Below are 6,926 nucleotides of genomic sequence, written 5' to 3'. Positions count from 1 at the left end.
TGGAAAGAAAATGGGCGCGGCGTCCAGCGAAGGCACCAACCCGTAGTCGTTCGAAAACGCACAATCACTTGATCGTCGTTTTCCTGTAGGAAATTGGGGTCGTTCACTTTTAGTCGAGAGTGAACGGCCCCTTTCCGTTGGAGTCATTTGGACTGCTGGAATGGCTCTATACCGCCGCGGGAATCATCCCAGATAACCCGCTCAGCGCTGAGTGGCGAACCATCGGCGGCCGGCTTCCCAGAGATTGCCGACCAGGACTGCGGCCAGAAGGTAGTACACGGCACCGACCAGCTCGAAGAACGCGTAGCTGGTGACGGCGACAATCGCGCCGTAGCACAGTTGATGCGGATACTTTACCGGCGACGTCGGCGGGTCGGTCAGGATGAAGAACGCGAAATACAGCACGGCGTGCAGATCCGGAGCGCGATAGATTTCCGCGGCATGCGCAGGGTTGCCTAGAAATGAGGTCACGGTAAACAGGAGATAGTAGAGACCCAGAAAGATAAGCACCATCGGAACCTTGTTGACCCGATTCGCGATGAATCCGCCTGTTATGAACAGAAGCACAATGGCGAACGGTTCAATCTCCGGAAGGGCGCCCCACCAGCTCTGCCCCGTATCGAATATGTAAAAGGTGATCACGATTGCGAGAGCGGCCGGATTGAATATATTGGCGAAGCGGCTGCGAAATACGTATTTGCTGACAACGGCGATCGCCGACGTTGCCGCCGCAACGTACCAGGGTTCATAAGGACTCAGAACCATCGCAATGATCAGACCGGTGAGGACGGCGCCGCTCGGAAATTCCCAGGCTTTCTTCACTCTTCTCAGAATGAACACATCGATCACTCCGGCAGCGGCGATGGCGCTGATCAACAGCGGCCCGATCTCGTCAAGCGGCTCGTGCCGCGCCGCGACAAAGGTCAGGAGCGCGAGAACCGTAAGAAGGAGTCCCTTGGGCGTCCAGAGAAATCGAGCGACGGCGCCGTTAACCATACGGCATTCCTCTGGTCTGGTACCGCTCCAGCGACGGCGAGACGATCAGACCTTCCACTCCAACACGGTCAAATAATCGAAGGCCTTCGACAGGTCCCAGGACGAATGCGGCTGTAGCAACAGCATCGGCCAGCATCGCGCCACTGGCGACAACGGTGACACTTGCGGCGGTGACACTTGCGGCGCCCGCAGCAGCCTCTGCGCGGCGCGGGTCCAGGATGTGCTCACCCCGTTCGTAGTCGCCTGAAGTGCAGACCGCCTGGTTGGAAACGCGAATGGATTCGATCAATTGGCCATCGATTCTCGGATGACGAATGCCCACCGACCACGGATCGCCCTCGGGATTCGAGCCGGCGAGATAGAGGTCGCCACCGGCATCGATTGCAAAATTTTCAAATGGCTGCAACTCACGGGCGGCCATGTCGACGGCGAGACCTTTGGCGACGGCTCCGAGATCCAGGAGCAGCGGCCGGAGCAAGGTGATCGCTTTCCCGTCGGGATTCAGGATAACGTCTCGATAGCTGACCTGCGAGTTCGTATCCACAGCAGTCTGGACGAGCCGCCCCGTCCGGTATTCGCGATTGAAGCCGGCTTTCTCCATGCGCCCGCCGATCGTCGGATCGAATGCGCCGCCTGTTTCTTCTGCGACGGAAAGAGCAAATCGGACAGCTTCATAGAGGATGGCGCTGGCGGTAACGGCAACGCCGATCTGCGAGTTGAGTTGCGTGAGCTCGCTGTGAGGATCGAACCGGGAACAGCACTGCTCGATCTGCCGAAACCATTCAAAAGCGCTTGCGACGGCTTCCTCGCAGGATTCGGATCCGGCCACCTCGATCGTCGCGATCGTACCCATGACCGGGATGGAGCGGACGCAGGATCCCGCCGTCACTTTGCTTTCGAGAGAGCCTCGGCGACAGCCTGTTTGAATGCGTCGATGCTCTGCGTCGCGCCCGAAACGTAATCGACTTTGTTGCTCTGGCGCGCGACGACCTGCCCTGGAGCGTTCGCGATCCAAGTGCAGGGATAGCGCGTGTAGCACTGCGAAATGGTCGTCGACGCGATGCGGCCCGCTTCGACCACAACCGATGCCTGAATATCTCCGTGACGGCAACTTCCCCACCCCATATAGGTGCCGTCCTTATATTGAAGCGCGGCTGGAATCGCCGAGGGCGGGGCCGGCAGAGGCGGCGGCATGAGTTCCGGAGCTGTCAAGTTCGGAACGAGTACAGGCGCTCGCTCCACCGGCGCCGGAGCCGACGGCGGAGGCACGTTAATCACTGCAGCGATCGCTTCGGGAGCGAGGTCCGAGGGCGTTTCGCTCTGTGGTACCTCAGGGCGGGTTTCCTCTTCGACCCTGCGCGGCCGCCTTGGAGCATCCGCAGGGGGAACCGCAAGCGTGGACTTGAATGAAGGCAAAGCCTGTGCCGGCGCCACGAAATTTCTAACGATCGGCGGAGACGGAGGATCATGCCGATCCTGAGCGGCAAAACGGTCCGCCGCCGCGCTCGTGCGGTGGTAGCCCACGGCATAGACTGCAAGGATCGCCGCGGAACTCAGCGTCGTCAGACGGTTCGAAATCTTCGCCATTCCGGCATCCTACCATGATCGGGTTACTGCGCTGTCGTTCCGTTCAACGTTGCCAGATTAAGTTTTGTTCATACTATGGAACGACGGAGGCTACGGCCTGATTCCAAAGTGAGCTGTTTGCCAACATCACAGAAACAACGCACGCGGCAACAATCACGGCATAGCCCGCCGCATACCAACGGTTTGGAACTCTGCTCAATAAGCCTGCGGTTTCCGGCGGATCACCGGTGACGGCTGGATGTGCTCGTCTCGACAGCGCGCTCACAAAATGCCGACCGAGAATTGACTGGTCGCCCGAGCGATTTCGAATTCTTTAAGAACGCAAAACTCCTGATTCTTAGGAAAATCTGAGGATGGTCTATAGGGGATCGTCTTACGCGGACCCAGGAAAAATTCTTTAGCCGCCGGGCCGATCCGGATCGCTCTTTTTCCGCTAAGCCATTCTGAATGAGTAGCCTGGCCATCCGGGACCGTTGGATGCAGCCTTCTTACCAGGGAGGACTATAAATTATGATAGAAAGAGGGACAATTAATCTCCCGTTTCGAAGGCTGCAGGGAATATTGGCAGTACTGCTAGTCGCGGTTTGGTGCTTCTCCTTGATTGGATTGGCACAGGACCGTGATCACCGAAGGCGGCTTGACCCCGGTACAACAATTCCGGTGCGGCTGAATCAAACAATCGATGTCAATCGCAGTGATAACCGTGTTTTCTACGGCACGGTAAATCAGGACGTCCGTGGTGAGCGCGGACGCATTGTGATTCCGCGTGGCTCCAATGTCGAGTTGATGGTGCGGACAGCCCGGGACAACGACTTGGTTCTCGATCTGGACTCGGTAGTTGTTAATGGGGAACGTTATTCCATCCGGACCGACCCAAATCGCTTCGAGTCGCAAGCGGATAACAACCTGTTGGGAAATATCGTCGGAGCGATCCGAGGCCAGCAGGTTCGGGGGCCCGCAGTTCGCGTGGAACGCGGCACGCTTTTGACCTTCCGGTTGGAGCGTCCGCTGGAAATGGGAGTTCCAGATCACGGTTACGATCGTGACGGCGGACACTACCACGACGAGAGATAAAGCTCACACCAGCCAATAAAGGAACACGAGAAGCACAAGTACGAGGTTCCCCGTTCCTGTGCTTCTCGTGTCGAGCAATGCAGCCCGGACTATTGGCTCGCCGCCGGCTTGTAGTTATCGGTGAGCGTCTTCAGGAACGCTTCCAGGTCGTCCATTTCCTGATCGGACATCGCCGGCTTGCTGCCGCGGGCGTGGCTATCCAGTGGTGCCTGCTTGTCGATATTGTCTCGAAAGGCAGCCGGCAGGTCGTCAAAGATCTGGAGGACTCCGCTGACTTTGGGATACCAATGTTCGGGATCCGTGTCGCGGGTGTTGTAAAAGCGGATCGCTTCCTTCAGTGATTTAATGGCGCCGTTGTGAAAAAAAACTTTCCGTGCCGTGAAAAGGTTGGCCCGCCCTTTGATGTTGTGACTCGTCGCCTTGGTACAGGGCGGCATGCCGGCCGGCAACGGATCTTCGGGAAGATCGGCCGTATCGCCTGCGGGAACACAGTTCCAGTTCTCATCGTCCGTGATACCAAAATCGTCGGCCGCGGCCACCGCGGTGTAGTTCGGTTCACTGGGATTGCCCGTCGAGTAATAGCTTGTAAACTGATTGCCCGCGTTCAGATAAGCGTTGATCTTCGGCGCGAATCTGGAGTTCTTGATCGAGGACGTGGCCTTGTTCTCGAGCATGATGATGAAGAGATGGTCATAGCGCGGAATCCCTTCGAGGTTCATCGCCGCCTGCTGCGCCGCTTTCATCGTCAGGGCGGAAACCTCCTTGCGATCCACCATCGTGGCGGCCAGAGTGAACCGGCCGGTCAGGATAACGGATTCGCTCAGGAGAGCCGAACGGACGGCCGGAGCCGTCTGCATGTTTGGATCGCTCAGCAGTGCCTCGGCGGGTACGTTCAATCGCTGCGCCAGACTTTTCCTGGCTGTCGCGTAATCCAGATTGTCCGCTTCCATCATTCGGACAAGTTCCGTCGAGAGAGGGCTGACAACGATGGAATGGCCGGCGGCGAGGTCCGCCGCAACCTGATCTTTGGAAGCGCGGAAAACCAGCCTTCGCGTTACCGGCTGCCCGCCATTCTTCGAGTCCGTGGAGAGCTCGGCGGCAATCGGTCCTGCCGCGCCTGTCAAGACAAACGCGCCTTTCGCGTTCGTAGCCGCGCTCGTTTCGCCGGTGCCGCACACGCCATCATTATTAATATCGAAACAAATCCTGGCGCCTTCGTAGTAAGAAGCCTCGGTCTTTGATGCAGCCGAACCCGCCGGCGGCGTGAAGTAACTGCCCGCCACAACGCCGGAAACCGTGGCCGGCGCGGCCCTGCCCTGGCTCGAAAAGGATACGGCGATGAAAGCGCTGACCATCACAGCGGCGGCAATTAAAAATCGTTTGTTCATTCAGGCTCCTGCTGGATTCCGTGCCTCCTCACTTTGCGATGCACCCGTTACCGATTTGCTACAGGTCCATTAACGATTTGTAAATGCAGATGCCGCCTGAGAGCGAACTGCAGCAACTCTCGCATGCAGCTCTCCTTCGACTTTAGATTGTGCCGATACCGCCGAATAATGGAAAGACATCCGAATCCCCGGAACAGGGGCCTTCATCCCTCAGCGAGGCGTCGTCGACAGCAATAAGCGTGCATTCGCGCAGTCCGGCGCCGCATCGCGGACATACTGCATTCACCATGAGCATGTACTCTGTGATTTCTGCCGCATTACCCGTCACTTGATCCAACAGGGTCTCGAACGGAAGCCAGGCAAGGTCCGGCGCGCAATTTTCGCACCCGCGAATAAACGGCTCCGCTCGTTTCAGGATCTCTTCACCGACCAGAACAATCTTCGGGCTTTCCCAATTCGAGTCGAACCAGCCGCAGTTGCTCATTCCGGATGCGCGAGTGCTTTTCCGTCGGGGCCCACCTGAATTTCGGAATTCTTGTTTCCCGACTTCACAACGGCCTCATAGGCGACGAGCTTTCCATTTTTCGTCAGCGATTCCACCTTGAGAATCGTGCCCGCTCCGGCAGCCTTCGCCAGACCGTCTTTCACCGGGGCCGGCAAGGAGGCAACGCGTGTCTCCTCCTCGATCTCCAGTATGTGACCCTGGGCATCCATGGAAATATCTTTGCCGTGGCCATTGACGGTCAGTTCAACTTCGTAGGTTGTTTTGCCGCCCTCGACTTCCGCGGAGTAGCCCTTGATGGTTGCACCCTTGCTTTGCTCATCGACGGTCTTCTGCACTGCAGCCGGAAGACCCGACCGCTGGATCTTCTTTTCCTGCGCATTCGCCAGAAAAGCTATTGCCAGAGGGACGAGGATGGTGACGATAGCCGTCCGGTAGATCGTGTTCACGCAAACTCCTCCTCTTGATGAGGTTTGTTGCAGAGCTTACCTGAAGACGAAGCGGGTGACGTTAACTGGAAATTAATTGTCGTTTATTTCGGCCCCGGCAAGATAAACCACTTTTAATTTCGATTTAACTCGAGGGACGTCTCATTCAGCTCCTGACCCATAAATAAAAAGTTTAGAAATAACTAAGGTCATCACCCTATAGACAGGAATTTATGCAACGACATACAGTGTCCGCAATAGATCTCTTTTCTTTGGAGTACCACCTGTAATGCGTAACGTTTCCGCCACCATCTTCGCGATTGTGTGTCTCTCGCTCTCGGCGCCCTTGATGGCACAGTCGCCGGCAATCGGCCAGATTCCAGGCGTGGCCCTGCCATCCGCCACCTCGGACATCGCTCCGATCGAAAAATCGAAGTCGCCGGGTCTTGTTTCCGGCTTCGCCCTCGACTTTCTGGATGATCAGAAAGCCATTTGGACATCCCCGCTTCACATCAGCGGCGGAGACGCAAAATGGCTTGCCCCAACAGTTGTCGGGGAAGGCACTCTCGCCATTTTCGATCATCGTATCAGTAACACTGCCAAAGCGAACCCTTCGCTGACCGGTCCTTCGAATGCCATATCCGATGTGGGTTTGATCACTCCCTGGGCCGTACCCGGCACGATGTTGCTTTTTGGCTCCATCAAACATGATGATCACGCGGCCGAAACGGGACGCCTCGGTCTCGAAGCCGCTGTCGATTCGGAAGTCGTCATGCAGGTTTTGAAGCTCGCCACAAGCCGCATGCGCCCTAACGGATCGGATTCCATGTCGTTCCCGTCCGGTCATTCGATGGAGGCCTTCGCTCTCGCCGCCGTACTCTCGAAGGAATACCATGACAAACCCCTGGTTGTGTGGGGTTCCTACGGATTTGCAGCCGCCATTGGGCTCGC

At 57.2% G+C, this 6,926-nt stretch carries 8 protein-coding genes; 2 read left to right on the top strand and 6 right to left on the bottom strand.

Translation table 11 applies throughout. The annotated features are described in order from the left end of the window. Positions 1 to 201 precede the first annotated feature (201 nt). Genes VGK48_21205 through VGK48_21195 form a run of 3 tightly spaced genes read right to left on the bottom strand, consistent with a single transcriptional unit; the run spans position 202 to position 2,583 of the window. Positions 202 to 996, bottom strand: a complete 795-nt coding sequence (locus VGK48_21205; protein HEY2383700.1) for an RnfABCDGE type electron transport complex subunit D — start codon at positions 994 to 996, stop codon at positions 202 to 204. Then, positions 989 to 1,885 carry an FAD:protein FMN transferase gene (locus VGK48_21200; GenBank protein HEY2383699.1) on the bottom strand — a complete coding sequence of 299 codons (897 nt, stop codon included), beginning with the start codon at positions 1,883 to 1,885 and terminating at the stop codon, positions 989 to 991. Before VGK48_21200 ends, VGK48_21205 begins: the two co-directional genes overlap by 8 nt. Beyond that, the gene (locus VGK48_21195) at positions 1,882 to 2,583 is read right to left on the bottom strand and encodes an FMN-binding protein (protein HEY2383698.1); all 702 of its coding nucleotides are present in this window, start codon (positions 2,581 to 2,583) and stop codon (positions 1,882 to 1,884) included. The genes VGK48_21200 and VGK48_21195 overlap by 4 nt, the downstream gene beginning before the upstream one ends. 660 nt (positions 2,584 to 3,243) lie before the next feature. Between VGK48_21195 and VGK48_21190 the strand changes: the two genes are divergently transcribed. After that, entirely contained in the window at positions 3,244 to 3,657 is a 414-nt protein-coding gene (locus VGK48_21190; protein HEY2383697.1) for a hypothetical protein, read from the top strand. Positions 3,658 to 3,746: 89 nt separating this feature from the next. On the opposite strand, the gene VGK48_21185 is transcribed toward VGK48_21190, so the two are convergent. From VGK48_21185 to VGK48_21175, 3 genes are all read right to left on the bottom strand, one after another. Next, complete coding sequence (locus VGK48_21185; GenBank protein HEY2383696.1) at positions 3,747 to 5,045, bottom strand: hypothetical protein; 1,299 nt, start codon at positions 5,043 to 5,045, stop codon at positions 3,747 to 3,749. A 142-nt stretch (positions 5,046 to 5,187) separates the two neighbouring features. After that, positions 5,188 to 5,529: a hypothetical protein gene (locus VGK48_21180; GenBank protein HEY2383695.1), complete on the bottom strand. Its 342-nt coding sequence runs from the start codon at positions 5,527 to 5,529 to the stop codon at positions 5,188 to 5,190. After that, the gene (locus VGK48_21175) at positions 5,526 to 5,996 is read right to left on the bottom strand and encodes a hypothetical protein (protein ID HEY2383694.1); all 471 of its coding nucleotides are present in this window, start codon (positions 5,994 to 5,996) and stop codon (positions 5,526 to 5,528) included. Before VGK48_21175 ends, VGK48_21180 begins: the two co-directional genes overlap by 4 nt. A gap of 268 nt (positions 5,997 to 6,264) precedes the next feature. Here VGK48_21175 and VGK48_21170 point away from each other — a divergent pair. Continuing rightward, on the top strand, positions 6,265 to 6,926 hold a 662-nt coding region (locus tag VGK48_21170), incomplete at its 3' end, for a hypothetical protein (GenBank protein HEY2383693.1).

Source organism: Terriglobia bacterium, from assembly GCA_036496425.1.
Lineage (GTDB): Bacteria > Acidobacteriota > Terriglobia > 20CM-2-55-15 > 20CM-2-55-15 > 20CM-2-55-15.
This window is presented reverse-complemented; position numbering and strand designations above follow the sequence as displayed.